Source organism: Spartinivicinus marinus (genome assembly GCF_026309355.1).
GTDB classification, from domain to species: Bacteria; Pseudomonadota; Gammaproteobacteria; order Pseudomonadales; family Zooshikellaceae; genus Spartinivicinus; species Spartinivicinus marinus.
The window spans coordinates 447,748-471,986 of record NZ_JAPJZK010000001.1; the positions used below are offsets into that span (position 1 = coordinate 447,748).

At 39.1% G+C, this 24,239-nt stretch carries 18 protein-coding genes; 2 read left to right on the forward strand and 16 right to left on the reverse strand.

Annotation, left to right across the window (positions count from 1 at the left end):
• Positions 1–2 precede the first annotated feature (2 nt).
• The 15 genes from OQE68_RS02010 to OQE68_RS02080 all read right to left on the reverse strand — a co-directional run bounded on the left by OQE68_RS02010 (position 3) and on the right by OQE68_RS02080 (position 19,377).
• Positions 3–1,925: an XrtA/PEP-CTERM system amidotransferase gene (locus OQE68_RS02010; protein ID WP_180569696.1), complete on the reverse strand. Its 1,923-nt coding sequence runs from the start codon at positions 1,923–1,925 to the stop codon at positions 3–5.
• Between the two features lie 17 nt (positions 1,926–1,942).
• A complete protein-coding gene (locus OQE68_RS02015) occupies positions 1,943–3,082 on the reverse strand; it encodes a TIGR03088 family PEP-CTERM/XrtA system glycosyltransferase (RefSeq protein WP_180569697.1) in 1,140 nt (379 codons plus the stop codon).
• 23 nt (positions 3,083–3,105) lie between these two features.
• The gene (gene xrtA, locus OQE68_RS02020) at positions 3,106–4,611 is read right to left on the reverse strand and encodes an exosortase A (RefSeq protein ID WP_180569698.1); all 1,506 of its coding nucleotides are present in this window, start codon (positions 4,609–4,611) and stop codon (positions 3,106–3,108) included.
• Positions 4,612–4,626: 15 nt separating this feature from the next.
• Positions 4,627–5,823, reverse strand: a complete 1,197-nt coding sequence (locus OQE68_RS02025) for a TIGR03087 family PEP-CTERM/XrtA system glycosyltransferase (protein ID WP_180569699.1) — start codon at positions 5,821–5,823, stop codon at positions 4,627–4,629.
• Between the two features lie 3 nt (positions 5,824–5,826).
• The gene (locus OQE68_RS02030; protein ID WP_219340105.1) at positions 5,827–6,867 is read right to left on the reverse strand and encodes a FemAB family XrtA/PEP-CTERM system-associated protein; all 1,041 of its coding nucleotides are present in this window, start codon (positions 6,865–6,867) and stop codon (positions 5,827–5,829) included.
• The gene (locus OQE68_RS02035) at positions 6,860–7,717 is read right to left on the reverse strand and encodes an XrtA system polysaccharide deacetylase (protein WP_180569700.1); all 858 of its coding nucleotides are present in this window, start codon (positions 7,715–7,717) and stop codon (positions 6,860–6,862) included. The genes OQE68_RS02030 and OQE68_RS02035 overlap by 8 nt, the downstream gene beginning before the upstream one ends.
• 19 nt (positions 7,718–7,736) lie before the next feature.
• On the reverse strand, positions 7,737–8,852 hold the full coding sequence (wecB, locus tag OQE68_RS02040) for a non-hydrolyzing UDP-N-acetylglucosamine 2-epimerase (RefSeq protein WP_180569701.1): 1,116 nt from the start codon (positions 8,850–8,852) through the stop codon (positions 7,737–7,739).
• A 7-nt stretch (positions 8,853–8,859) separates the two neighbouring features.
• On the reverse strand, positions 8,860–9,930 hold the full coding sequence (locus OQE68_RS02045; protein ID WP_180569702.1) for an XrtA/PEP-CTERM system-associated ATPase: 1,071 nt from the start codon (positions 9,928–9,930) through the stop codon (positions 8,860–8,862).
• A 15-nt stretch (positions 9,931–9,945) separates the two neighbouring features.
• Complete coding sequence (locus OQE68_RS02050; RefSeq protein WP_180569703.1) at positions 9,946–11,454, reverse strand: TIGR03016 family PEP-CTERM system-associated outer membrane protein; 1,509 nt, start codon at positions 11,452–11,454, stop codon at positions 9,946–9,948.
• Positions 11,426–12,340 carry an XrtA-associated tyrosine autokinase gene (locus OQE68_RS02055; protein ID WP_180569704.1) on the reverse strand — a complete coding sequence of 305 codons (915 nt, stop codon included), beginning with the start codon at positions 12,338–12,340 and terminating at the stop codon, positions 11,426–11,428. The genes OQE68_RS02050 and OQE68_RS02055 overlap by 29 nt, the downstream gene beginning before the upstream one ends.
• A gap of 10 nt (positions 12,341–12,350) precedes the next feature.
• A complete protein-coding gene (locus OQE68_RS02060; RefSeq protein ID WP_180569705.1) occupies positions 12,351–13,889 on the reverse strand; it encodes an XrtA system polysaccharide chain length determinant in 1,539 nt (512 codons plus the stop codon).
• Between the two features lie 24 nt (positions 13,890–13,913).
• Entirely contained in the window at positions 13,914–14,546 is a 633-nt protein-coding gene (locus OQE68_RS02065) for an XrtA/PEP-CTERM system exopolysaccharide export protein (RefSeq protein ID WP_180569706.1), read from the reverse strand.
• A gap of 174 nt (positions 14,547–14,720) precedes the next feature.
• Positions 14,721–16,958, reverse strand: a complete 2,238-nt coding sequence (locus OQE68_RS02070; protein ID WP_180569707.1) for an efflux RND transporter permease subunit — start codon at positions 16,956–16,958, stop codon at positions 14,721–14,723.
• Positions 16,958–18,526, reverse strand: coding sequence for a hypothetical protein (locus OQE68_RS02075; RefSeq protein WP_180569708.1), 1,569 nt, complete (start codon positions 18,524–18,526; stop codon positions 16,958–16,960). Before OQE68_RS02075 ends, OQE68_RS02070 begins: the two co-directional genes overlap by 1 nt.
• Before the next feature lie 29 nt (positions 18,527–18,555).
• Positions 18,556–19,377: an outer membrane lipoprotein-sorting protein gene (locus tag OQE68_RS02080; protein ID WP_180569709.1), complete on the reverse strand. Its 822-nt coding sequence runs from the start codon at positions 19,375–19,377 to the stop codon at positions 18,556–18,558.
• A 299-nt stretch (positions 19,378–19,676) separates the two neighbouring features.
• Here OQE68_RS02080 and OQE68_RS02085 point away from each other — a divergent pair, with 299 nt between their 5' ends.
• Together OQE68_RS02085 and OQE68_RS02090 are read left to right on the forward strand one after the other, a co-directional pair.
• The gene (locus OQE68_RS02085; RefSeq protein ID WP_180569710.1) at positions 19,677–20,468 is read left to right on the forward strand and encodes a PEP-CTERM/exosortase system-associated acyltransferase; all 792 of its coding nucleotides are present in this window, start codon (positions 19,677–19,679) and stop codon (positions 20,466–20,468) included.
• 1 nt (position 20,469) lies between these two features.
• A complete protein-coding gene (locus OQE68_RS02090) occupies positions 20,470–21,348 on the forward strand; it encodes a ThiF family adenylyltransferase (RefSeq protein ID WP_180569711.1) in 879 nt (292 codons plus the stop codon).
• A gap of 88 nt (positions 21,349–21,436) precedes the next feature.
• On the opposite strand, the gene prsT is transcribed toward OQE68_RS02090, so the two are convergent.
• Positions 21,437–24,238, reverse strand: coding sequence for an XrtA/PEP-CTERM system TPR-repeat protein PrsT (gene prsT, locus OQE68_RS02095; protein WP_180569712.1), 2,802 nt, complete (start codon positions 24,236–24,238; stop codon positions 21,437–21,439).
• Position 24,239: the final 1 nt, after the last annotated feature.

Sequence of the window (24,239 nt, forward strand, 5' to 3'; positions counted from 1 at the left end):
CACTATGCCACCTGAGCCACAGCCCTAGACTCATCGACTACTTGCCTTAGAAAAGCTTCAAACATGAGTAACGCCCATAATGATGCACTATGATCACGTAATCCACTTTGGTGCTGGCTGACTAAACGGGTTAAATAGTCTGGATCAAAATAACCACTATCTAAAATTCGTTCGCCCAACAACGCATTTTTAAGCTTATCTTTTAAAGGCCCTCTAAACCACTTGGCTAAGGGTACCGCAAAGCCTTTTTTGTCCCGGTATAGGATATTATCCGACAAATGAGGCTCTAATGCTTTTTTCAGAATATATTTACCTTCCTGTCCTTTTAATTTAATAGACGATGGAAGATGGCTAGACCATTCAATTAGCTTATGATCAAGAAGAGGCACCCTCACCTCTAGTGAATGCGCCATACTGGCTCGGTCAACTTTTGTTAATATATCCCCAACTAAATAAGTTTTCATATCCAGGTACTGGATTAACGACAGCATGTCATCAGTTTGGCAATTGGCCGCATGCCGTTTAAATACTTCAAGTGAGTGATACCCCTGCAGCTCCCGCTTCAAGTGACTACTAAACAGCTCTCTGCGTTGTTGATGATTAAGCAGAGAAACAGAGTGTAAATACGCCTCTAGCGGTGTGCGCGCTAACGACTGAAAAGTGGTTTTTGCTCTTAACACCCGAGGCGCCCAATCAGCCTTAGGATAAAGCTCACCTAATAAACCAAAAACATGCTTGCGAAAGCCTAACGGAAAACGGCTTCTGACTTTTTCTTCATTCATGTGCCAGCGATAACGGCGATAACCAGCAAATACCTCATCACCACCATCTCCAGAGAGAACCACTGTCACTTTTTCTTTAGCCAGCTGACAAACCCGATAAGTCGGCATGGCAGAGCTATCTGCATAGGGCTCATCGTATAAAGTAGCCAGCACATCCAGCAGCTCAAAGTCATCGACGGCTACGGTTTTTTCAAAATGATCGGTGTTGTAACGCTTAGCAACTTCCTTTGCAAACGCAGACTCATCATAACTGGCTTCATTAAAAGCAATTGAACAGGTATGGACAGGATCCTTTTGCAACCCTGCCATCATTGCGACTATTGCACTGGAGTCAACACCACCCGATAAAAAGGCACCTAAAGGGACTTCAGCTATCATGCGAATATCGACAGCTTCTTTCAATGTTGTAATCAGTTGTTCATTAACATCTTCTGGCAACATAATTGCTGAAGGGTCAAAAGAGACGTCCCAATACTGGACAGGTGTTGCATTTGGCTTATTACGGCTAATTAGCAGAGTGTGTCCTGGAGGTAATTTATAGACACCTTCAAAAATTGTGGCCGGCTCTGGTACATAACCAAATGTAAAGTAATCTTCAAGAGCAGGCGTATAAATTGCGCGGGATAGCTGTGGATGGGCAAGTAATACTTTTAACTCAGAACCAAAAATCAATTCACCATTGGCTAAAGTGCTATAAAATAAAGGTTTAATGCCTAGTCGATCACGAGCTAAAAATAGGCTTTGCTGGCGGCGATCCCAAACAGCAAATGCAAACATACCTCGCAAGTGTTTGACACAGTCAGGCCCCCAAGCCATCCAAGCATAGACTATCGTTTCAGTATCAGAATGCGTTTTAAAGTGATACCCCTTTGCAATTAGTTCTGTTCTGAGCGACTGAAAATTATAAATTTCACCATTAAATACAATAGCTACATTGCCATCTTCGCTAAACAACGGCTGCTGTCCAGTAGAAATATCAATGATCGATAACCGTCGATGGGCAAGCCCAAGGCCAGGCTCAATATGCAGGCCTCCTTCGTCAGGACCTCGGTGAAACTGAGTTTCATTCATCTGATGAAGCAAGGCTTCACTGATAACAGCCTCAGGCTCCCTAACATTAAATATTCCTGCAATCCCACACATAGTTACATCACCTATTACTAGACAGTTAGCCGCTGGTATATATCTAAATACCGCTGCACCATCACTGCCAAGCTAAATTTATCCATTACACGCTGCCTGGCTGCTTCTCCATGACGACGACATAATATTGGATCATCAAGATAGTCCTGCATTGCAGCCTGTAATTGTTGCTGATTTTTTGGGTGAACTAAGACACCTGTTTGCTGATCAACAACCAGCTCAACATTACCGCCAACGTTTGTTGCTATCACTGGCTTGCCAGCTGCCATTGCTTCTAAAACTGTATTAGAAATACCTTCTGCTAGTGAAGGCAACACAAAAACATCAAAACCACTTAATAATTCTGGTACATCCTGTCTCGCCCCTGTAATCCATAGTTGCTCAGTTACACCGAGCAATGCTGCTTGCTGCTCAAGAGCAACACGTTCTGGGCCATCTCCAACAATGACTAGCTTTATTTTATGATGGTTATTCTTTTTAATGAGTTCAGCTAACACAGGTAATAGGCATAGCTGACTTTTTACTGGGGTTAAACGCCCTACTGTTCCGATAATAAAAGCATCATCCCCCTGAAATGCTTTCGGATAGAGAGATCGCTGACAACCCGGTGTAAATCGATTTGTATCAACACCATTACATAATAATGCGATATTTGTTGGTTTAACTTTAATTTTATTAATTAAGTAGCTTTTACTTTCTTCAGATAAAGCAATAAAAAATTTCACAAATGGGCGGGTTAGCCTTCTTAGCCACTGGTATTTTTTATTAATGCCCCCCAGATCACTCATATCCCATCCATGTTCACCATGAATTCTGACCGGCACCCCGGCCAACCAGGCAACCCAGTGACCTTCAATTGTAGCCAAATTACGAGTATGAAATATGCAGGGACGTAACTGTCGTAATATTGTATATAGCCGAATAAACCATCGCCAGTCCTGTCCTGGCTGCTTATTTAAAGCAATAATTTCAACATCTGACCTGGAAATCCGCTTAGCAAAATCTGTAAAATCAGTTAAACAAATAATTACATGGCGAAAACCATGGGCTGGCATATGATTGATAAGGTTTACTAGGCCATTTTCCAATCCACCTACATCTAACTTATAGATTAAGTGAGCAATTAATGGAGGTTGCTGATACGACGATTTGGTCATACTGATTTAAACCACATATAAAATCACTGATTTGGCGTAACAGCTGCAACAATAGATGGATAAGTTGCCTGTAAAAACTTGGTTAAAACAGCTCTTGCTTCATCTGGTTTAAACTCATACTCAGCAGATACTGCAACGAAGCTTCCCCCTGCTGGGCGATTTAATATTTTTTCTAAAGTCTGTTGAAATTTAGCTCGATATTGGTCACTTTGAGTGGTGTTATTAACAAAGTACCAACTCCAAATAAGACGTTGTTGCAGGAAAGACTCCATCCGATATTCTTTGACATAAATAGTTATATCACCCAGCTGAAGCTGAGTTGAGTTAGTGTTCAATAGTTTCCAAGCTTCCTCATTAAATACTTTATTGGCAAAACTCACCAGTTCATTACCTTCTTGCTCTTTTGGATAGTGAGCAATAAATAGCTCTACCTGTTGTTCACCTTCCTGCCAGGCTTGTCTTAACTGTTGAGGAGTACTAAAACTAGGCGTCCATGTTGAGCTCGGCTTGACTGATTGCCAATTAGCCGGGGTATCTACTTTTAATGAGACTTGTTGCGCTATGGGTGTTGGCTTGATTACAGCCCAAAATGGTAGCACTGCCATCACTGCTAATATTGTCAAAATAGTTAGAGGCTTTGTGGCAACTTCAGTATCATTTTTTACTGTTTGCTGATCAGCCACATTAGTATTACTCATATCATCAGCAAATTTAGAACCTAACCAAAACAGCAACATCATGACAATACCAAAGAAAAGCCAACCATAAAGTAAATGATCAGCACCTGTGGCATATTCCATATTGGAGTAATAGGCAATTAAAATTATACCAAATGCCCTAATGCCGTTAGCCACTATTGGAATAATGATACTAAGTCCAAATACAGCAAGTCGTTTACTTAAACTGGTGTAACTGATGTATGCATAAAAAGTACCGAGTGCCATTGATGCAATTAAATACCGAATTCCACTACATGCTTCTGCAACCAAAAAATCGCCTGAAGGAATAGAAATATATAAGCCTTCCCAAAACACTGGAATACCAATTAACTTTAGCCCCCACACACAGAACCAGGCTGTAATTTCCTGTAAATATGGGACTATCCCAGACCCCATAGGTACCGCAAATAATAGATAGCCTAAGGGGAATGCAATCTGACGAGTAATTGCTGTGCCCAAACAGGTCCAAACCAAAAAGGGAATCATCAATACAACCGCTAGCTGTTGAATAACATTAATACCTGAAACATTGGCAATAAACCAAATAACCGAAAGAAACAATAAAGGTAGTAGCGGTAACCAGCTAGGGCACATCAGTTGCCAATTCAACTGCTTTCTTTTTTGCCACAACAAAAACAGTGACATAGGTACGATTAACAAGCCATGGGCGTAGGTTTCAGAGTTCAACCAAACGGTCACCATTGCTTGAAGGGTAGAAAAATAAGCAGCCAACCAAACTAACAAAGCTACCACTAGCCAATATAATGGACGTTTACTGTCTGTTGATGTTGTCATAACAGAGACTTGCATGATCTTTCCCTAGGATTAGCCAAACCATTGATTTAGCTGTTGTAGACTAGACTCCCAGCTGAAATGCTGAGCAACCCACTGGCGAGCGGCCTGGTGGCTGGTTTGCCTATCTGTTGCGTTGAGTCTGGCCAGGATCGTATCAGCCATTAGCTGCGGGGTTGCAGGCAGAGTGTCGGCAATTTCATTGGGTGGGTTAATCCCCTCCATCGCTTGCTCAGTAGCAACTACCCATTTTGCCATAGCCATTGCTTCAAGCACTTTATTTTGAATCCCTCTGGCAATTCGTAGCGGTGCTACCACCAAATCGGCTGCATCTATATAAGGGCGGACATCTTCCACCCGACCAGTGACAGTCACATGTGGCGAAGCTAACTGTTGTACTTCATTCGTAGGGTTGCCTCCTACAATATAAAAATGAAGGTTAGGTTGTACTTGCGTTAATAATGGCAAAACTTCTTTAGCAAACCAGCTAACAGCTTCAACATTCGCCCAATAATCCATTGCCCCTGTAAAAACAATACGATTAGAGCTTGAAAGTTGAGTAACAGGGTTAAAATCTGCTTGGGGGTTAAAATAGTTTAGGTCCACCCCATTGCGCATGGCATAGACCTGACTTGTTTGATCAGCGGATAACTGCCTAAATAACTTCGCCTCTTCTTCAGACACAAAGAGCGAAGCAATAGCTGTGCTAGCTAGCTGTTTTTCATAGGTTTGCAATTGTCGTGCTTCACGTCGATAAACCCAAGCAGCTAACCCAGATTTTTTTTCACTATATTGACGCCACTTGTCAGAGTCTACATCAACAAAATCAATGACTTTATGAAAAGCTGCGTGCCCATTACCCTCAACAAATTGCCCCATTGCAGAAGAAAATACTAATACATTATTAATTCCTTGGTTTGCCAGTACCGTCCTTACCCAGCTTTTCATTTTACTATCTTTATAATAAGGCAGAGTTAACGGCTGGCCAACAACAAGACCTGACAATGCCTTACATTTAGCCCATAGCGGGTTGATTGGTCTGATAAAAATTTCTGTACACAAAGGTTTAATCTGCTCTACATACTGCCAATCATGAGGGTCATCAATAAAGGTACCGAGAAAAACCTGATAACGAGAAGCTAAATGTTTTAATAAATGATATGAACGGATCTTATCCCCCTTATTGGGAGGATAGGGAAGTCGGTGGGCTAAATATAAAACTGCTGTCATCACTTATCCCAAATTCTTTGCAATCATTGGCCCTAACAATTGACTTATAGCAAGCGGCAATTTCTGCCATAACTTGATAAATAGCTGATATTTAGGGTTAGTTGGGCTGACATTTGGTAATGATTTGGCTTTTACTAAATAATACTGATAACTCAAAGGCTCAGCGGTAAAGCCCCAGTTTTTCTTAAAGCTATAAGCCCCTGTATTCTGCTTGCTACGGCCAAAATCAAAAACACGCTTGCCTTTTTTTACTGCATGACACATTAACTGCCAGTACATAAAGTCGTTACCTGCCGATTGCCTAGCGAGTTCAGTTCCCCCTCCATAGTAAGGTAAGACCTGGTCTTTAAAGTAAAAACTCAATACACTCGCTACTAAATTACCAGTTTTATCATTAATTGTTATGATATCAGCCTCATCGGCAAAGGTTTCCATTAATACTTTAAAATATTTTTTAGGAAATACTGGCGTTCCTAAATTACGGACACTGGTAGAATAAGCTGTAAAAAAATCTTCAACAGAATGCTCAACTGTTGTTGTCAACTCAGACTTAATACCTTTTCTTACCATCGCCCGTTGTTTTCGCGGAATCGACTTTAAATTTTCGTCTTCATTATCACTAATTATTTTACAGAAATTGACATAGAGTGACTTTTCTTCCCAGCCATCTAGCTCAATTGCCTGCTGGTTTCTTAACTCCAAGTAATCTACCTGTAACTGCTTAGCAAGCTCAACTGCTTTACTAATCAGTGCATGCTGGATGAATTCACTATCTGCAACCACACCACCATAAACACAAAAAGGCACTGAAATTAAAGCATGGCCAAATAACCAACTTGACACATGTCCTAGAGGTAATATTCCTACAACTTGATTACCTTGCTTGGCAAATAAATAATAACTGTTATGCCCAAATGACTGCTTGATAACATCTCGCCACTCTGCACGATGAAAAAAAGTGGCTTGTGCTGATTGCTCAACATAAGCATTCCATGCTGTTATATCACTCTCATTTGAAAGTGTTTCAATCAACAAATCATTCACGATGATTGCCTGTGGTCGCTTGAGGTAAAAACACGTTTTGCACAGTATCCCATTTAAAATCTTTTAATAAACTGGTTAACCTGAACTCCATTCGATTTAAACAAAGATAGTGGCGAAATCTAGATTTAAAACTGATATTGCTTTGCCTTGGCTGGTTAACATCAATTTCCCAAGGATGAAAATAAAAAACAGCCGATTGACCTTCTTTTTTATTCAACTGTTTTATGCCCCACCTTGATAGCCAATAAGGATATAAACGAAAATACCCACCACCACCAAATGGTAAATTTTTTCGATTGACTTTTACTGTCGTAATAGGAATTTCCCATAAACCATTATCGCACTGGTATTTAAAACGAGGCGCATCAGGTATACCATAAAGGTCATGGTTAATTGGATAAATACTGGAGCTGTATTGGTGGCCTGACTCTAATAACTCATCATGCACCCATAAATTATCTTTACTAATGGAGTAACTCGGAGCACGATAACCGACAACTGCTTTACCGCCAATATCTTCCAATAGCTGCTTTGCTTTTCGAATATCTTCTCGAAACTCTTCAGGTGTTTGGCTAGTTGCACGCAAATGCCCATAGCCATGACTTGCTAGTTCATGGCCTTCAGCAATAATAGTACGAATGAGTTGAGGAAAACGCTCAGCAACCCACCCTAAAGTAAAAAAAGTGGCTTTTACTTGATGTTGGGCAAATAATTCTAGAATACGTTGGGTATTTAGCTCAACTCGTTTAGGTAGATTATCCCAATCAACACGTTGAATAGTCTTTTCAAAGGCTGAGACCTGAAAGTAATCTTCTACATCAACACTCATAGCATTGACAATCGACTGCATAACGACCACCTAATTCTAATTAAAGCCAAGCTAACAGGTCATCAGCAATACGTTCGGCAGCATGTCCGTCCCATAACGTTGGGACTCTGCCAGCCTTGCCGCCAGTCTGTAAAATCTGATCCAACTCTTTTCTTATTAGCGTAATATCAGAACCCACTATCGTGTTAGTTCCTTCTGAGATAGTAATAGGTCGCTCGGTATTTTCTCTTAATGTCAAACAGGGAATACCCAAAGCTGTCGTTTCTTCTTGGATCCCACCGGAGTCAGTTAACACTAGCCTTGCATTATTCATTAAGCCCAACATTTCAAGGTAACCAACAGGGGACAACGTGATAATTTGTGGATGCTCAAGAAAAGACGACAGTTTAAATTTTTGAATATTTTTCTGTGTACGAGGGTGGACAGGAAAAACAACTGGAATTTTATCTGCGGCTTCTTTAATAAAAGTTAACAGCTTCTGTAAAATTTCAGGATTATCTACATTTGAAGGACGATGTAGTGTCCACAATGAGTAGTGCCCTGCTTTTTCAATAATAGAGTAGTTATCTGCCAATAACTCAGAAGGATGTTTTGCTTGAGCAAGATTATATCTCAATGTATCAATCATCACATTGCCTGCAAAAACAACTTTATCTCGGCAAACACCCTCTGCAGCCAAGTTATCTTCAGCCAGTTTTTCTGTAGTATAAAGCCTATCAGAAAGCTGATCCGTTAAAACTCGATTAATTTCTTCTGGCATGGTTCGGTCTCGGCTTCTTAAGCCAGCCTCAACATGAACGACACGAATTTTTTTCTGAGCAGACACTAAAGCACAAGCAATTGTTGAGTTCACATCACCGACTACAAGTACAGCATCTGGTTTATAGTAGTCGACTTCGGGCTCAAATCGCTTCATAATTTCTGCTGTTTGTACAGATAAAGAGCCAGCGCCTACTTCTAAATCTTTATCAGGCTCTGGAATACCGAGCTGATCAAAAAATTGAGCCTTCATCGTTTGGTCATAATGTTGACCAGTATGAATCAGTACCAAATTCAGTTTGGTTGCTTTTGCTTTCAGTGCCCTAACAATTGGAGCAATTTTCATAAAATTTGGTCTTGCTCCAACCACACAGATTAAAGTTTTTGTTACCGTCATTGGATCTCTATTTTTCTATACTATCAACTAACTGTTTAAGGGTATTAAGGCGACTGGCAATAGCTATTTCTAAGGACTCGATCGTGTAGCGAATATTTTGAATTTTGTTTGGATCCGCTACCTCCAAACCTTCTGAATATACCTCAGTGGACTTTTGTTCCGAAGCGCTTGTCACCTGTTGAGCGATTTGTTGTAACTTTTGAACTTCTTGAGCAATATCATGCTCCATTGAAGCACGCACTTCTTTCACCGAGTTAAAAGGCGAAGAAACCTCTTCCTTCATTTCTTCTGCCACTAACTTAACTACCTCAGGTGCTAATTCGTGAGTTTCTTCTAAATAGCCAAATAATAACAAGCGGTCACAAAATACATTAATTCGACGGGGCACACCATCGGTTAACTGGTGAATATCAATAAAGCTTTGTTCAGGAATAATTGGGTCGTTATCCCATCCCACATGCTTCATTCGATGAATAATATATTCCCGAGTTTCACTTTCATCCAGCCCACTTAAATGACAGGAAGCAATGACCCGCTGCCTTAATTGCTCCATTCCTTGAGATTGGATAGTTTGTCTAAATTCCTGTTGCCCTAATAAAAAGCTTTGCAATAAAGGCTGGTTGTTAATTTGAAAATTTGAAAGCATGCGCAGCTCTTCAACAGAAGCAGCTGGTAAGTTCTGTACTTCATCCACTACCAGTAATACCCGTTTACCCCGCCGGTCACATTCCCTTAAGAACTCTTCAAACTGACGTAATAAAGCTGTTTTACTCATACCCTCATAGGGTAGATTAAAGGCAGAGGATATCATCTTAATTAAGTCATCGGCCCCCAGCCGGGTCGTAACAATATTAGCCGCGATGATACGAGTTTGATCTAGCTCAGCAAATAGATTGCGAATTAGTGTGGTTTTACCAGTACCAATATCACCGGTAATAATAATAAAACCTTCACACTGGCCAAGACCATAACGTAAATAGGACATCGCCCGACTATGGCCACGACTATTAAAAAAGAAACGTGGATCAGGACTCAGCTGAAAAGGCTTACCGGTTAGGTTATAGAAAGTCTCGTACATCGTTGTACCAATTTACTAAAAAGTTTTCCTTATACTGACACTAATGCGATTTTCTGTATATTCATTAGTTTCTATATCACTTGTGCGCTTTTGGGTTGCAAACTCCAAAGCACCACTCATGTCTCGACTGAGCTGTCGTTGCAGCTGAAATGTAGCCGTCCAGGTGTTACTATCGGAATTATCTTCAAAGTCATTAGTTGACCAACCTAAATTAACATTTGAAGTCACTTTACGACTTAAACGGCGGTTCCAGCCCACATTTATACCATGAACTAACTCATTATTGTTACGGGTTTGGAATTCTCTTTCCTGTCGGTAGGCATTTACATTAAACGAGTCACGCTTTCTGACATGATACCAACCTAAGTTTGTATCTTTACTAATAAAATAATCATCAACTTGACTTGTAGTTCCACCTGGAAGCTGGAGAACAATTTCTTTACCTGATTCAGGGTTGTCACCAACCCTAAGCTGTTCTTGTCCACAACCTGGCCCAATCAGTACTCCTTCAGGACATACCCAAAAATTTCCAATTAATATTTGGTCCCTAATAGTTTGCTGCTGCTCACTATAACTTAAAGTAAAAACAGATCGTTTACGCTGATGGCTTAGGTTAAAGCCATAAGTATCCCCATAGTAACGCTTACCATATTGGGCTGATAAAGAGGTTTTTCGACTTAATGCCCACTCCATTCCTGCAAGCCAAAAGGCACCATCAGTGTCATTACGAATATTATCTATATCATTGTCCTGACTTTCATAACCGACTGTTAATGAGGTGTTAAACTTTGGAGTCCATTGATAACCTACTAAGATAGACTCTGATTGGCGCTCTGTATCATTTTGTGATTCATAGTCTACTTCATCATAATTATAATCAAAACGCCAAAAAACAGGCCCGACCCCTGGGGCACTATTAACTGACCAGTAAAGAGACTGACCACTACTGTCAGTACCACTACCATTATTACCGCTATAATTCACTTCATTATAACGAACCCCTAACACAGTTTCGGTTTCCGAACCTAACTTTTGTTGCCAATAGGGATTTATTTCATAGGTAAAAACATCTGAGAGGTTATCTGAGCCACTAATATTATCATTTGAGCCACCTCTGCGTTCATCAATTAACTGTTGTGTAATATTTGCGGTAGCGTTTAAAAATAAATGATCTTCTATAAGTTCACTACTTAACCCTGATTGCAAGCGATGATTCACTTCATCATCATTTGTATTTTCAAAATAATGTAAACCCTGTGCATTATAATCAAAATTTAATCGTAAACGCCGCCCTTCCCCTTGAATTCTAATTGCAGGTACTATTTCCAGTACTTGATCACTTTGCTTATTATTATTTGATAAATTAATATTATCTGAGTAGGTATCTTTGGCAGTAACCGATGGAGTAATTGTCCACTGTGCTCCATAGGCAGTTACTGAGCTAATAAGAAAAAGTGAAAGAACACATCTGCTTTGCAAGAGGTTACGGGGGCCATTATCCGTAATACCCATAATAGTTGCCATCTTGATTATACTTACTCTTATTTAAAACCAGGCCAATATGCATTGAAGGATCCAGTAACGACAGAGCATCTTTAACTGTTTGTTGATGCGTTTTACCCTCTTCAACAATCAATACAATTTGCCCAGCCAGCCTGGCTAGAATAGAAGCTTCTGTCGTATGAAGTAAAGGTGGTGTGTCAACTATAATGATCCTATCCTGATATCTGTTAGCCATTTCATGCATTAAATTAGACATATTATCACTGGCTAACAATTCATTGGTTAAATGGTGTCGTTTACCGGTGGGAATAACACTTAGATTTTCAATGTTAGACTTATAGAGGATATCAGTGACATCATTAATATCGTCTGATAAATAATCAATTAAGCCTTCTTCCGTTTTAATACCTAATAAATTATTCACAGAGGGATTAAGCACATCAGCATCAACCAAGAGCACATTCCGCTCTTTTTCTAAGGCAATGCTCATCGCCAAATTCACTGCATTATATGTTTTACCTTCACCAGGTGAGCTACTCGTTACCATGATCAGGTTACCATTAGGCACCTTTTCAGCATGCTTACCAAATGCTTTATTCAGTAATGGACGCTTAATTTGGCGAAACTGTTCTTTTGTTAAAGAACGGTCTTCACTTGGAACAATAACGCCCAACTTGGCTAATCGATCAAACTGAATTTCAACCCGCCGACTTTCTCTATCTTCCTCAGAAGAGGCATCATGATCCGGGCCTATTATCTGGCCTGGAGCAACATCACCAGCAAGTGCTTTTTCAATATCAGAGAGATCGGGTGCTGGTAATTCATCACTTGACTGTTTATCACGAGAAATAAATTCTTCATTAAATTTCTGCTGATGTTTTTGCAGAGCTTTTTCTATGGTGTCCATACCAGCCACCTTAATGAAACAGAACCATAACTGATGCATAACTTGCAATAAAAGCGATACAAGTTAATGTAAAAGTTAGATTAAACAACCGTTGTCGATGCCGATAATGATCATTTACTACCGCATTAACAGCCCCTAGCACTGGCAAACCAGTGACATCAGAAAGAATCTTTTTACTGGTAAAGCTTGGTTTTAATAGCGCAATTAGCAAAGCAACTCCTAACCCCAACATAATTGAGAAAATAAACACTACAGACATTAGCAGTGGCCGGTGTGGACCAACAGGTTCATTTGGCACATGGGGAGGGTCTATCACTTTAAATTGAATATCATCAGTTGCTTGTGAAGCTTTACGAGAAATTTGTGCAGACTCACGCCTAGACAGTAAATCTTCATATTTTCGCTTGGTCACTTGATAGCCGCGATTCAATGCAATTAACTGAGCTTCAATTTCTGGAATGGTATTAACCATTTTTTCAAGCTCATCAACCTTCTCTTTAAAAGATTGCACTCGAACCTGCATTGAAGACTTCTCAGCTTCCACCTCACTCAGGTTGACTTTCAACTGTTGATAGACAGGATTTTGATCCAAACTACTGGAGTTTGATGGGCTTTGTTGCTTTAGCTGCGCTAATTCTTTATTTCTTGCGCGTTTTAATAACCCCAATTGTTCACGAGTGGCTTTTACATCTGGATGTTGAGCTGTGTATTTCAATAATAAACTATCCAACTGTTCTTCCAGACTAGCTATTCGTGAATCATAGCTGGTTGATATTGACGATACAGCAGGCTTTTCAGTAAAACCAAAGCTCGGCTCTTCTCCTTTAAGCTGCCGTTGCAATGCTTGGTGTTTTCTATCAAGCTCCATCAACTCTAATTTAGCTGAATCATATTTAGCTCTTGCAGCCTCTAGCCTCTGGTAATAGTCCCCCTCAGAAGAAGGCATAATACCCGCATGCTTACGCTTGAATTCCTTGAGTTTATTTTCATCTTCTTCAAGGCGCTTTTCATACTCTCGAAGCTGTTGATCGATAAAACGTTGAGCACTGACAGTCTCTTCACGACTTTCGCCTAACGAGCTTTCAACTAATACAGTTAATACTGACTGCACTACATTTTTTGCGGTTGCAGAGTTTGCATTAGTATATTCTACTGTATAGACATTTTCCCGCTTAGAGCCTTTTAGTTTGATGTCCTTACGCAACCTGGTCATCAACGCTTCAAACTCTTCAGGGTTACTTTCATCAACCCCATAATCCAAGTCAGCCATTAAGGCAATCTTTTTGGTGTTAGGTCGACTTAACAAGGTTTTGACAATCAAGTTAACTTGATTGTCAATATTCGTTTGCACTGTCAAACCACGCAGTAGTGGTCTTAACAGGGTTTGAGTATCAACATAAAAGCGAGCCGAGGCCTGATACTGATCTGGCAATTTAATAACAACAAACCAGCCTGCCAGTGCAACAACCACTGAAACCAGTACTACTAGCCAACGTCTTGACCATACTTCGCGTAGGTAGCCTACAACCAACCCGATAATATCTTGCATGGATGACTTCCTGTCCTATCGTAATTAAAAGATAGCTTCTGGAACGATGATAACATCACCTGGCAAGACATCACCATTAGCAGAGATATCTCCTTCTATTAAATCTTCCAGCCTAATGGAGTATTGCTTCTGTCCCCCATCTTCAACTCGAACCAGGGTGGCCTTATTACCTGCAGCAAATTCAGTTAAACCTCCCACAGCAATCATAACATCCAATAAAGTCATATCTTCACGATAAGCAATGGCTTGAGGCTGGCTGGCTTCACCCACAATTCGTACTTGCTCACTATAAGGGCCAGTAAACCCTTCAACTAAAACAGTGACTATAGGATCTCGAATATATTTAGCTAGTTCTTTTTCGAAGGCACGTGCTACCTCAGTTGCTGTCTTTCCGCTAACACTAATATCTTCAATTAAAGGAGAAGTGACTTTACCGTCAGGTCGCACTGACACATTGGTAGATAACTCTGGGTTTCGCCAAACAAATACTTGTAGCTGATCACCAGGACCAATTCGGTAATTGTAATTACTGGGATTTGTTGTTAAAGGCTGTTTGGTTGTCGTTGCCCCTAAAGATGGGTATTCATTATTTGCACAACCAGCCGCCAACGTTAAGATAGAGAGAAAGAATGCTGCTTTCTTCACATCCTTGATCATCAGTTTCGCTCCAAACCTAAGTGATGGGATGCAATCATTATAAACCTTGCAACCTGTAACGCATGAATTTTTATTAAGTTAACAAATACTTACATTTAAGTATCTATTCTAAAAGCGAGTAAACATTAGCATTGATAACTACTTTGATAAATATAGTAGTTCACAACTTCAGCGTCACTTGTTAAAAGAAAACGTCATGACAATTAAAGCAGGCATTAGAATCAGATCAAATATAAGCGCTGTGATTAAACCAGCTGCCGTAAGAAAACCAAAGTGAACAGTCGGCTGAAATAATGAGAAACATAACACAGAAAATTGAAAACCTAAGATAATCGTTGTTACAGTTACTGCACTGCCAGACTGATAATAACTTTTTAGTAATGCTCGAAGTGGTTTTGCTCCATGCTTAATACCATCCTGAAAACCATGAAATAGGTGTATTGTGTCGTCCACTGCAATTCCCACTATAACACCTGCAATCATCGCCGTTGCCATATCCAACCAGATTGAAAATAGCCCCATCAAAATAAACATGACTACAACTGGAGCCAAATTAAGAAACAATGTAAGTAAAGCTGTACTTAGCTTACGCCATAGTAAAAACATCATGACAAATATCAATATTACAGCACCAACTAAGCTGTTAACTTGCCCTTCAACTAACAGGATTTCTTGATCTTCGAACAGTTTTCCATAGCCTGAAATAGTCCACTTCAAGTCATGCGTAATATTGACATTTAAATATTCTGTCAGTTTTTTTACCACTTTTCTAATATCACGAGAACTATGCACATTTAAGTTCAATAAAATACGGGTTCGTTTAAACTCTTTGTTTACAATTTCATATAAGTCATTACCATCGTATAACAGTAAATACTGGTTAACTAGATTTTGCTGATCAGGAATTACACGGTAACTAGGGTCTTCTTCATGAAAACCCCAGTGCATGTCTTCAACAAAGTCAACAACTGATTGAGCCTTTTCAACTTCTGGCATTTCTATCGCGTGTGTTTGTATTTTTTTGATCAATTGTAAGCTTTCAAGCTGCTTAATTGCATCACGCTTCTCTCCGTCAATGACAATTTCTAATGGCGTTACGCCTGTCAATTTTTCTTCCACTTTTTTAGTTGCAATAGTTATTGGGTGGTCATCAGCAAAAAATGCTAGTAAATTGGTTTCTGCTTTAACATTAAAGATTTGTGGAATACCTATAACCAGCCCAATTACAAAAACTACCAACACATGAACGGGATAACGAATTGCTATAATGGTGAGTTTTTTTACAGTTCGGGTCAGCCCCTTCATTAGTGGATTATCAGATGGCCAACTGGCTTTATCCCAACAAGTGAAAATAGGAGGCAATAATAAGATAACAATAGCAAAGCCGAGTAAGACACCAAACGCAGAAATAATTCCAAAGTATCGGATAGGCGGAATTTCACTCGCAGCTAAAGATAACAAGCCTGCTGCAGTTGTCGCTACAGTATAAGTAGCAGGCTTTTTAATTTCCGCTAATGCCCAGTCAACACGTTTCTTTCCTTCAAGCTTAAAGCCTGACGCAAGCCGTAGTCCGTTAAAAAAGTGAATAAGCACAGCCATGGTCAATGCCGCAAGCAATGAGGGAATCATACTTGAAATAAGAGTATAAGGCTGACCTAATGGGATAAACCATAGCAAGGTAACATTCACTACTCCCCCAATGGTCAGAAGAGTCATTACCACTGCCAACAAGCGTCGGAACAGTAACGCAATTAATACTACTCCTAGTAATACTGTGATGGGGACAAATGTGAAGGTATCACGCAGCATCGAAGCTAACTGGTAGGTTTCCAAAGGCACAGGGCCTGCTACTGCAGTAATCAAATTTGTCAAACCTGCTTTATCTAACTCCTGTAAAGCAAAATCTAATATTTCTTGGCGAGCCATAGTATCATCTAATAACTCTGGCCTTACTACCATCGCCAACACATCATCCTGTCTGCCAATTAGTGCTCCCAACGCAAACCTATCATCTCGAATATAAGCAGCACGCTCAGACTCTTTTATCTGACGCAACCGCTTACTATTCATCAAAGGCAGTACTTCAAATCCATCAGCAGTGCCTGCAATATGATCAACAGCGGACACACTAATTACTCGATCAATTTTAGCGTGTTTCTTTATCGATTTAGTCGCTTTTTCAAGCTTCGTTAAAACTTCATTACTGAATAACCCTTCTCCTTCAAATAACACCATCAACACTTGATCTTCGGGAAATTCTTTTCTTAGTTCATCACTAAACTGGACACTTGGTTGAGTTTTAGGTAAATACTGCTCAGGGGCATTATTGATTGTTAAGAATAATAATGAAGGAATACAGTTCATTATTAATAAAGTCATTAAACACGCAATTGCTTTCCCTCGGCCTGGCATTAGAATTCTCCCCGCCAACCAATAGTAAACATATTATTGTTTTTAAAAAAACCACCAACACTTCGTGGGCTACCATCAAAAAAATAGGAAGCTAAATAAAGCTCATGAGGTTCCCAACCAAGAAAAGCAATTTCAGTTCCTATAAAGTCATCATGCAAATTTAAACCATGATTAAAACGAATACGTAGTCGCCAACGCTCATTACTGTAAAGCCCTTCAAACTGACCATTTAACGAATAAACCCTTTTTCGATCAATCAATTTATCATTTGAATTAATAGTGCTACCAACCAATTGAAGGTTTAAACGATCATCTCCATCACCAGGATAAAACTCACCACTGAACACCCAATCAAACCCATCATAAGTGGTATAATCAAGTGTTTGCTTGGTTGCCGGTTTTTCACTCGAAAAAGCCCCTTCTAGTCGCCAAGTTACATCCCATAATTGAAAAGTAAGGTCTCCACCGACAACCCAACTATAAGGGTGAGTTTCTATTAAATTGTCATCACTAGCTGTTAAAATAGCTAAAGGGTTTGGGTTAGTCCTTAATATATCCAACGTTTCATTGCTTAGTTTGTAATAAGGTAAAGAGCGCTTTACCCGTAACAAAGTCACTGCATAATCAAACCCTTCAGCAGTGACACTATAGCGTACCCCTCCACCACCAGAACCTTCATCATCCTCTCCAATGGTAATTTGAGACACTTGAAATGAACGTAGTGGCGCAAATATTTGTCCAGTATCTCTTCTAATAGGAGCCCAAATACTGTCATCATTAGGCAACTCTGCAGCTCTAAAATCAGGCAACCAAATTGCGTCTAGCTTTCTGTTATCCATAAAATACTCAAACCTTAACATGGGATAAGCTCGGTGCCGATCTTCCCAGTCCGGAATCAATCCCCTCGTCAAGTCCTGAACACTCACTTGATCAGTAGGTGCTACTTCATCAGCTACTCCCCAAAGTACTATTTGGCTACCAATCGTAAAACTAAATTGATCTGTTCGATATCGTAAAAATACTTCATCATAATCAAATTTTAATGCTTCAAAATCTGGGCTGCCCACTTGCTTGTCATAATCAGCTCGTATACCCAATTGCCATTCCCATTTTTCACTGGGCTGATATTGAAGAAAAGCATTTAACTGACCATATTCATAATGACTGACATTACTGGCTGATCGACTTAACCATGAGCCAGTAATATTTGTACTCAAGCCGTAATTTAATCCTGAACTGTCTGTAGATTCTCCAGCAGCCAACTCTTCCAATGCTTCTATGTCTAATGAGTCATTGCCAGTATCTGTATCCAATAAAATTTCTTCATCACTATCACTGATTTCATCCTCAACCTCAGTATCATCTGTAATAATTATTACTTCGCCTTCATCAGGAGATGGCACATTTTGCGCAGAAGCATCAGCCCACCAAAGCAATTTTAACTGTTTAAATGCAGATGATTTATTATTTTCCTGCGTTTCAGCAGATAAGGCATGCTCATAGCTAGTTCCGGCAAAAAAAACACTCAGCCATAAAAAGGCATGCTTCTTTGGAAGCTGCTTTAACATTTTTTTTCTCATAATAAAATCGATAAAATTTATTTTTGTTCTAGTTGTTTTGGTCTATATTTTGTCTCTCTAGAAGGGTCCTCCAATACCTGTACCGTAAACATATCATCCGCTAAGCCTTGGTCGTACAGAACATTTTTCACCTTCATAATGGTTTTATGCCCAGAGTCCAGATCAGTGACTGTAGACTCTAAAACTGTCCAATAACCCTGAGTTTTATTGATTTTATTAACTATCAAGCGTTTCATTGGCTTGGTTGCACCATCCTGATAGTACTCAACTTTAAGTGCAATTAATGAGCTTTCATGGATCCAGCTAACTTTTTTGGAATATGCTGAATCATCTGCTTTTTTAGGTATGCTTTCTAAAATAATGGCATCAAGTTTATTTACTTTTGCCTTGCCAAGGACTTTATGATTGTCTTTTGTATATAAACGGTTTTGCAAATCCTCATAAAAAATATCAGAACCAACAAATCGCCCCCCCTTTCGACTAGAAGAAATTCGTCTGACTCGATCGAGGCCAGGTAAATACACCCACTGTTCACTGTCTTTCGCTTCAGAGTCTAAAGTTAACAAGCCAGTATTTGCTATATCCTTAGGTGATGTAAAACGAATTAATGACCAAACATCACTATAAGATTTATCTTTACCATAACTAAACATCCCTCTAACCCTTGGTTTATGACCTTCTTCCACCAAAACCATATAGCCAAAGCTAGCACGGTCATCCCCATCGGGGCGCTCATATACTCGTTTAGCTAATACTTCAGCATCACTCGCTGCAAAAACAGGAAGGGAGATAAACCACCCAAATAAAAAAAGTCGGGATAACCATTGAGTCGGTTTCATGATATTTCTCTTAAAGTGATACAACATTAACAGATCAGTATAGATAGAGAATAGTCACTGTGGTGAATGTTACGATATCTGTTCATCGTAAACTTTTGTCAATAGGATTTAACCACTTATAAAAAAGCCCTCTTTGCTACTATCATAAGTGCCCATTAGTACATTTAGAAAAATAAGTAAGTATTATTACAATAAAAAATTATATTAATATAAAAAAAATCCTTCTATTTAATTACCTCAACTAAACTTGGTTTACCTATAGTTAATCATTAAGTCCGTTGTATCAGGTTGTAACTTTTATGCTCAACCCTAATGCTATTGTTGATCATTTTTATCAATACTTTAAGCCCATGCTTGCTAGTGACCTGTCCTTGGTACAGCACGCCTATCGAATTCGTTGTGATGTCTATTGTAAAGAGCTCAAATTTGAGCCCGATACAACATCAGATTTGGAAACCGATGACTTCGATCATTATTCCCAACATGTACTAATTGAACACTTATCAAGTCAAAGCTATGCAGGTTGTGTTCGTTTGGTTGTTCCTCCTAAAAATAATCGAGATGCACAATTACCATTAGAAAAATACTGCTACGACGCACTTGATAAATCAATTGTCGATATCGATAGTTTTGAGCGTGGTACTTTTGGTGAGATTTCTCGCCTGGCAGTTAAAAGCCAATTTAGACGACGGTCAGGAGACTCTAAAACACCAACAGGAGCACCTGAGGTTAAACAAACTAATCAAGCGGAAGAACGTCGTAATTTTCCCTTTATTGCAGTAAGTTTGTATTTATCCGTCACAGCCATTGCCAAGCTAAATGAAATTGAACACGTCTTCGTAATGATGGAACCTAGGCTTGCTAAACATCTGGGAATGATGGGTATAACATTTCAACAAATTGGCCCCGTTGTTGATTACCATGGCCGCAGAGCACCTTTTTATATTAATGAAGGAATTTTTCATAAAAACCTTCCTCATCTGGCAAAACCATTTTTCGAGCGTGTATATAACGATCTCGCAGATCAGTTTTCTCCTGAACTGTCTATACATAACATGTCTCATCAACGAACCTTAACAGTGAAGAAATAACATGGAACAGGCTAACTTTGATTATGATCTTGCATTCTCACGTAATATCGGTTGGGTGACTGAAGAAGAGCAACATGAGTTACGCAATAAAACAATTGCTATAGCAGGCATGGGTGGTGTTGGAGGAGCCCATTTAGTGACATTAGCCAGACTGGGTATTGGACACTTTCATCTGTCTGATTTTGATAGCTTTGAAGTGGAAAATTTTAATCGTCAAGCTGGTGCTAAAATGTCATCCGTTGGTCAGCCCAAACTTGCAACACTAGTCCAAATGGCCAAAGATATTAACCCCGAATTAACGGTAAGAGAGTTTCCAGACGGCATTAATGAAAAAAATGCTAAAGACTTCGTAGAAGGGATTGATCTTTATGTAGACTCATTAGATTTTTTTGCCCTTGAAGCCCGTCGAATTGTTTTTGCTGAATGTCATAAACGAGATATTCCTGCAACAACTGCTGCACCTTTAGGTATGGGTACAGCTGTTCTTAACTTTATGCCAGGAAAAATGTCTTTTGAGGAATACTTTAAATTAGAAGGTTCTTCTGAAGAAGATCAAGCACTTAAATTTCTTGTTGGGCTATCCCCTGCTATGCTGCAAAGACCCTATTTGATGGATAAAAAACGGGTCAATTTAAATAATAAAAAAGGGCCATCAACAATCATGGGTTGTGACTTATGTGCTGGGGTGGCAGCCACCAATGTGCTAAAAATTCTTCTGCATCGCGGGCCTATTTTAGCTGCCCCTTGGGGATTGCATTTTGATGCTTATAGAAATAAATTAAAAATTACTTATCGCCCAGGAGGCAACGATAACATGCTTCAAAAAGGCATGATTTGGATTATTAAAAACATCATTCTAAAACACCAACAACAGATTTAATTACATTATAAAAACTCATCACCACCAACAAAAAAGCTGGTGCTATTTTGGTAGCACCAGCTTTTTTATAACTCCAAAAGGGCTAAATTCAATTAAGCTCAGATAGAAACTTTTCTGCCTCTGTTTTTTCAGAAAAATTTACATTTTTACTTAATAGTGTTTGTAGTTGTTCTTTTGCCTGTTTAGTTTTTCCTTTTTTAGCCAGTGCGACAGCGTAATGGTAAACAATATCACCATTATTAGGCGCGCCCTGCAAAGCCTGCTGTAACAGCTTTAAAGCCTCATCCACTTGATTATTGTCTAATAGAATCCAACCATAAGTATCAGCAATTTCTGGTTGTTGAGGCATCAAATTATATGCTTTCTTTGCGTAACCTAAGGCTTTCTCCTTATTGCTGCTCATATAAAACCAAGCAAGGTTATTAAGTGATTCTATATGCTCTGGCTGTAAGGATAATACTTCTTCATATACTTTTATCGCTTCATCAACTTTGCCTTGCTGATGCAGGTGTCCAGCATATCTTGCTTTGATTGAAGGGTTTTTATCAAACTTTTTAGTGGCTTTAGCAAACAGTTCTTCAACCTTTTTCTCATCTTTGTTACTTAGATAGTATTGATAAACAGGTAAGAAGACTTCAGGTGCTGCAAGCTCATCGAAAAGCTTCTGGTAGATTTGATCAGCTTTATCTTTGTTTCCTTTTGCTACTTCTACACTGGCAACAAATGTTTCCAACGCTGGTTTACCAGGATTTTTCTTAATAATTAGCTCAGCCACTGACATCGCTTTATCATATTGCTTATCAGCCATTAAAATCTGATACTTCATGAGTAATAAATCCATATCTTCTGGGTTCGATAAAATTGCTGTATCAACCAGTTTGATAGCTCCAACAGCATTCTTATTACTCATACGTAAGTTAACCAACTGGCCCAATAAATTTTTATTCTCAGGCTGTTTACCATAGAGCTTTTCTAGATAGAACTGAGCTTTATCTTTTTTATCTTGATTTAAATAAACTTGATAAGCTAAATCCAGCAACCCTAAACTATTAGGATTTTGGCTCAATGCTTCACTAATCGTTTTTTCAGCTTTAAGTGGTTGCTGAGACCTCATATAGGCTTCTACCAGTAAGCTGCTGGTTCTGGTATGACCCGGGTTAATTTCATTCGCTTTCTTTAGCCACTCAATAGCGCCGGCACTGTCCTGTTCACTTGATGCTAACGCACTCAATGCGTAGTAAGCTGGTAAATAGCTGTTATTAATCTTGGTTATATTTTGGTAATGTTCTTTGGCTTTAGCTTTTTCTCCTTTATCTGCAGCTAACGCAGCTAATGCCATAATTGAAGGAACATACTTGCTATCTTTTTCAAGAGCCGTTTTGAACAACTTTTCAGCTTCTTCTTGCTTATCCTTTACCTGCATTATAATTCCTTTTAAATTATAATAAACAGGATTATCTGGCCATTTTTTAATCCGCTGATCAACAAGCTCTGAGGCTTCGTCATATTTTTTCTGTTGGACCCAAGTCCTGACTAATAATAAATCTGCATCATTAGGTGTAGTAGCTTTATCAGATAAGGTTTTTAACTCTTTTACTGCGGTATCTACATCCCCTGAAAATAAGTGACCAACTGCAGCTTGTGCTCTCAATCTAGAAACATCTGGCTCTAGCTCTAATGCTTTATCAAGATACTCAGTTCCTTTAACATAGTTGTTTTGCTTCATATAAGCATTACCAAGTAAAGCAAATACTTTGGCTTGGTGCTGGCTATCACGACCAGTTAATGGTGATAATACTTTGATTGCTGCTTTTGGGTTATCTTCTTTTAAATAGATTTGAGCCAATAAGATATTGGCACCTTCATTACCTTTAACACTAGACACATATTTTTCTAAACTTTCTGCAGCTTGTTTATAGTTTTCGAGACCATAATTAGCTATCGCATGTAAGTAAATAACAGGTAAGAATCCTGGCTGAATGCGCAATACTTTCTCGGCAGCTTCTTTTGCTTCCTTAAACTTATTTTCCTTTAATAAAATCTTTGTTAATACAAAGTTTGCTTCAGGATGGTTAGGCACTTCTTTAGCAACAGTTTCAACATCCACTTTTGCTTCTGCAAGCTTATCTAAAGTAACCAGCCCTTCTGCCCGTTTTAGCAATGCATTAAAATTTTTACTGTTCTTAGCTAACACTTTGTTAAGTATCGCAATAGCTTCCTCAACTTTAGCTTCTTTTAACTTAAGTTGAGCTTGTAAAGTAAGCGCATCTGCATGATCTGGCTTTTCTTTTAGCACTTTACCAACATAACCATAGGCGGTCATTATATCCGCTTCCGCAAAGGCAACTCGTGCAAGCCCCATTTGAGCAGAAACATCAGGCTTAATTGCAATTGCTTGATTAAATGCATCCTTTGCATCAGCCAACATACCCTGCCCCAAATAGGCAAATCCATGAATAGCTAATGCTTCTGGCTTTTGCTCATTTTCTATAGTGTCCAATTCAATTAAAGAAATAGCTTCCGCATATTTGCGCTGCAGTAAATATAACTCTGCAAGATCTAGCTTATCTTGACTGGATAAAGCACCTAGTTTACTTGCTCTTTCCCACTCTTTAATAGCAGATGAAAAGTTACCGTCTTTTACATAGACACGACCTAATAGTGCTCTTGCTTTGCCATCCTTAGGACTTTCTTTTAGTAAGTTTTTTAGTTGAATAATCGCTGTTTTATATTCACCATCTTTATAGTATTTTTCAGCTTCCTGATAAAGGTCAGCAGCAAACAAAGGTTGTAATGGTAAAGAAATACCTAAGCAAATTGCTAATAGCGACTTTTTAAAATAGCTAGACTGCCTTTTATTAGTTTTATCCTGTTTCGTGCGATTTAACATT

Coding starts and splice junctions, on each gene's coding strand:
- OQE68_RS02025 (WP_180569699.1), bottom strand. CDS start 5,823: ATGACAGCAGTTTTATATTTAGCCCACCGACTTCCCTATCCTCCCAAT.
- OQE68_RS02065 (WP_180569706.1), bottom strand. CDS start 14,546: ATGATCAAGGATGTGAAGAAAGCAGCATTCTTTCTCTCTATCTTAACG.
- OQE68_RS02045 (WP_180569702.1), bottom strand. CDS start 9,930: ATGTACGAGACTTTCTATAACCTAACCGGTAAGCCTTTTCAGCTGAGT.
- OQE68_RS02060 (WP_180569705.1), bottom strand. CDS start 13,889: ATGCAAGATATTATCGGGTTGGTTGTAGGCTACCTACGCGAAGTATGG.
- OQE68_RS02085 (WP_180569710.1), top strand. CDS start 19,677: ATGCTCAACCCTAATGCTATTGTTGATCATTTTTATCAATACTTTAAG.
- wecB (WP_180569701.1), bottom strand. CDS start 8,852: ATGACGGTAACAAAAACTTTAATCTGTGTGGTTGGAGCAAGACCAAAT.
- OQE68_RS02010 (WP_180569696.1), bottom strand. CDS start 1,925: ATGTGTGGGATTGCAGGAATATTTAATGTTAGGGAGCCTGAGGCTGTT.
- OQE68_RS02090 (WP_180569711.1), top strand. CDS start 20,470: ATGGAACAGGCTAACTTTGATTATGATCTTGCATTCTCACGTAATATC.
- OQE68_RS02080 (WP_180569709.1), bottom strand. CDS start 19,377: ATGAAACCGACTCAATGGTTATCCCGACTTTTTTTATTTGGGTGGTTT.
- xrtA (WP_180569698.1), bottom strand. CDS start 4,611: ATGCAAGTCTCTGTTATGACAACATCAACAGACAGTAAACGTCCATTA.
- OQE68_RS02015 (WP_180569697.1), bottom strand. CDS start 3,082: ATGACCAAATCGTCGTATCAGCAACCTCCATTAATTGCTCACTTAATC.
- prsT (WP_180569712.1), bottom strand. CDS start 24,238: ATGTTAAATCGCACGAAACAGGATAAAACTAATAAAAGGCAGTCTAGC.
- OQE68_RS02055 (WP_180569704.1), bottom strand. CDS start 12,340: ATGGACACCATAGAAAAAGCTCTGCAAAAACATCAGCAGAAATTTAAT.
- OQE68_RS02050 (WP_180569703.1), bottom strand. CDS start 11,454: ATGGCAACTATTATGGGTATTACGGATAATGGCCCCCGTAACCTCTTG.
- OQE68_RS02075 (WP_180569708.1), bottom strand. CDS start 18,526: ATGTTAAAGCAGCTTCCAAAGAAGCATGCCTTTTTATGGCTGAGTGTT.
- OQE68_RS02070 (WP_180569707.1), bottom strand. CDS start 16,958: ATGCCAGGCCGAGGGAAAGCAATTGCGTGTTTAATGACTTTATTAATA.
- OQE68_RS02035 (WP_180569700.1), bottom strand. CDS start 7,717: ATGCAGTCGATTGTCAATGCTATGAGTGTTGATGTAGAAGATTACTTT.